Raw genomic sequence first — 3,023 nt, forward strand, 5'->3', positions numbered from 1 at the left:
GCCCAGTCCTGCAGCCAGTCACTGCGATAAACCTGATATTGGTCGAAAAGATCGGCAATTTGCGCGGCCATCTGCCAGCGGCGTTCCATGGCAGTGCTGCCGTTGCCGTTGAGATAATGCTGCAGGGGGGCAAAATCATGGGTGGATAGCAGCTGCGGAAGCAGCCGTATCAGTCGCCAGGTAAGTGCCTGCTTATCAAGAGGAGAACGGCTGGCGACCTGCTCCCGGCCCAGTACCCTGGCGTAACTGTCCCAGAGAAAACGTCCCGGCAGCATGACCTTGACGGCCGCACAGATCCCCTCGTGCTCTGCCAGGGTCCACTGCAGCCATTCGGCAATGCCGTTACTCTGGACCAGAAAAATTTCTTCTTCGAGAGGCTGCAGCGGGTGATTGCGCAGCCATTCGAGGACGGCATCACGAAGCCATTCCAGGCGGTCGCCCTGGAGGACAATAAAACCGGGCTCCAGGGAGCCGGCCAATGTTTCAGTCATGTAAGGTCCGGCAGTCATTGCTGTTCACAAAGTCTATCATCTGCAGATCCAGCATCTGGCGCAGGAGCCCCTGCATTTGCTCGGCAACTGTTTGGGCATTCCCGTCAATCTTCCCGTGGTCTTGCCAATGCTGGAAGATGGCGCTTCCAGATTGCGGGTCTGCATCCAGACTGACCAGTATTTGCAGGCTCAAGGCATCAGGCTCCAGCATCTGGACAGCGTCGACCCGATCCCGATAAAGGTACAGGGAAACCGGATTCGGGTCGAGAACGGGGGCTGCGGAGAATGTTGGCCGCAATATCAGTTGCTGGACAGGATAGGCATACTGAACCAGCGCATGAACCGCGTTCAGCCGTAGCGGGGTGGTCCAGGGATCCTGCGCTGCTGATCCGCTGTGCTCGGGGAGTGTGTCGGTCTGGGCAACACCCAGAGCCAGTTCCAGCCATTCCAGGTGCGCCAGTTCCAGGGCATAAGGCAGATCCTGCTGAAGACGTTGCGGATTTTGGCTCAGATAGGCCATAAATTCATCGGGAATCTGGCGAAAAAACGGACTGCGACAGGCGTGTTCAGCAATGAACGCATCTCGCCAGCGCACATATTGGTCTTCACCCAGACAGCGAATCCACAGAGGAAAACAGGCACGCAGGGCAGCATCAAAATTACCCACCAGCAGTTCCCGGTAAAGATCTACCGCCTGGGCATCCATAAAGACTGGACGGGGTTGCTTGACCGGATTGCGCAGATGGGCAGTCAGTATCCTGAGCCGGTCCGGTTCATTGGCCGTATCAGAAATCTGCATGAGCTGCTGTTTGCTGTGCAATTTTTCGGGCCTCGCGCAATAAATCCGCCAGGGGCGGGATCTGGTTATCCCATTCCAGCAGAGTGGGCTTGGGGCCAAATTTCTCCCGACTGTGTTGCAGCAGTTTCCATACGGCAGGGTCCACAGCAGCATCGTGGGTATCAATCAGCCAGCCGTTCACATGCTGCTGGTGTCCGGCAATGTGTTGATAAACGATGCGTTCTGCGGGCAAACACTGCATAAATTCCAGAGCATCGTAGTGATGGTTGCAACTGTTCACATACAGGTTGTTGAGGTCCAATAACAGGTTGCAGCCGGATTTTGCCAGCAGCCCCAAAAGAAAGTCCTGCTCGCTCATGGTGCTGTGTGTGTAATCACCATAGTAGGCCGTGTTTTCGATAATCAAGGGCATTTTCAGGAAATCCTGGACCTGCATCACCCGCTGCGCGACATATTCCAGCATTTCTTCCGTCAGGGGCAGGGGCAATAAGTCGTAAAGTTGACCCCGGTCGGAGCAAAAAGCCAGATGCTCGCTGTAGTGCTGAATGCCGTGCTCTTGCATGAAGTCGCCCACGGCTTCCAGGAGATCCATATCGAGCGGTTCCGGCCCGCCGATGGATAGGGAAAGACCGTGACAAATAAAAGGATATCTATCCGTCAACTGACGGAGCTGCTGTTCCGGGCGGCCGCCAAAGCCAATCCAGTTTTCCGGAGCCAGTTCAAAAAAACGGATATCACTCTGGGCAAGGGCCAGTAAGTCGTCCAGAAACTCCCTGCGCAGGCCAAGGCCAATGGCATTTTCAGGCAGGTTGGCGGCGGCATGTGCTCCCGTCATTTATGCGGCTTCGGGCAGCGCTGAGTGGGCTGACGCGGGCTTCATAAATGACGGAAGCGGTGTAATCAGGAATGCATGGCCGACATGTGCATTTTTTCCATGGTTTTTTTGCCGCATTTTCCGTCATGGGCCTTGATGGCGGCTTTACTGACGCAATGTGCCTCCTTCGCCTTGGCGTTATTGGAAGCTTTGGGGGCCATCTTGTTCATGTTTTTTGAGCAATTGCCTTCCTGTTGACCTTTGCCCATCATCTGCGAGCAACTCCCTTCATTTTTGGCGCTACTGCCCATCATGGCTACTGGCTGCAGGGTCGCCGTGCCCGTGGTGGCAGCAATGGCGGTTGCCGGCAATGCCGCCATGGACAAAGCAAAAGCGGAACCGAGCGCAACAGAAACATAGGTTTTTTTCATGACAAATCCTCAACAAAGTGGGTTTTTAGGGAGCAGGCCATGGTGACGCCCACCCGCAGTTTGACTAAGAGCAATCTCTCACAGCACATGAAATCCTGCAACTTTATGGTGAATAAAGGTAATCTGAATCAGAACCTGCTGGCCGTTAGCCATGGTCAGGCGCCATATTCCGCTCCGGTATTTTCCTTCGTTCAGGGTGGTCACATAATTCGCCGTCCAGTGTTTTTGCAGGCCCAATTTTACATCGAGTCCGGCAGCCATTTCCTTAAAGCTTTGCGCTGAGGCTGCTGTCATGAACTGGGTATCTGCATTTTGTGTCCAGAGATTGAAATCCTTGTGAACCAGGGCTGCCATCAGACGATCAAATTGTTTCTGGCTGTGATCAGGCGCCGAAATGCTGCAGTCGCCGGAACCTGCCGCCCATGCACTTTGAAAGATAAACGGCGAGGTGCTGCACAGTAATATCAGTAAAGCTCTTTTCAGCATCC

Annotated in this window: 5 protein-coding genes; all 5 read right to left on the reverse strand. The window is 54.4% G+C overall.

Translation table 11 applies throughout. The features are described from left to right. On the reverse strand, positions 1-491 hold a 491-nt coding region (locus AC2VLY_RS03675), incomplete at its 3' end, for an exodeoxyribonuclease V subunit gamma (protein WP_486921783.1). Next, positions 484-1,290: an HvfC family RiPP maturation protein gene (locus AC2VLY_RS03680; RefSeq protein WP_193650419.1), complete on the reverse strand. Its 807-nt coding sequence runs from the start codon at positions 1,288-1,290 to the stop codon at positions 484-486. The genes AC2VLY_RS03675 and AC2VLY_RS03680, both read right to left, overlap by 8 nt. Further along, on the reverse strand, positions 1,277-2,125 hold the full coding sequence (locus AC2VLY_RS03685) for an MbnB/TglH/ChrH family RiPP precursor modification enzyme (RefSeq protein ID WP_193650420.1): 849 nt from the start codon (positions 2,123-2,125) through the stop codon (positions 1,277-1,279). The genes AC2VLY_RS03680 and AC2VLY_RS03685 overlap by 14 nt, the downstream gene beginning before the upstream one ends. Positions 2,126-2,190: 65 nt before the next feature. Further along, positions 2,191-2,535 carry a hypothetical protein gene (locus AC2VLY_RS03690; protein ID WP_486921784.1) on the reverse strand — a complete coding sequence of 115 codons (345 nt, stop codon included), beginning with the start codon at positions 2,533-2,535 and terminating at the stop codon, positions 2,191-2,193. Between the two features lie 78 nt (positions 2,536-2,613). Further along, positions 2,614-3,023 (reverse strand): hypothetical protein (locus tag AC2VLY_RS03695; RefSeq protein WP_300253144.1); only part of this gene is annotated, 410 nt, incomplete at its 5' end.

The organism is Acidithiobacillus sp. TH-A36 (genome assembly GCF_057473445.1).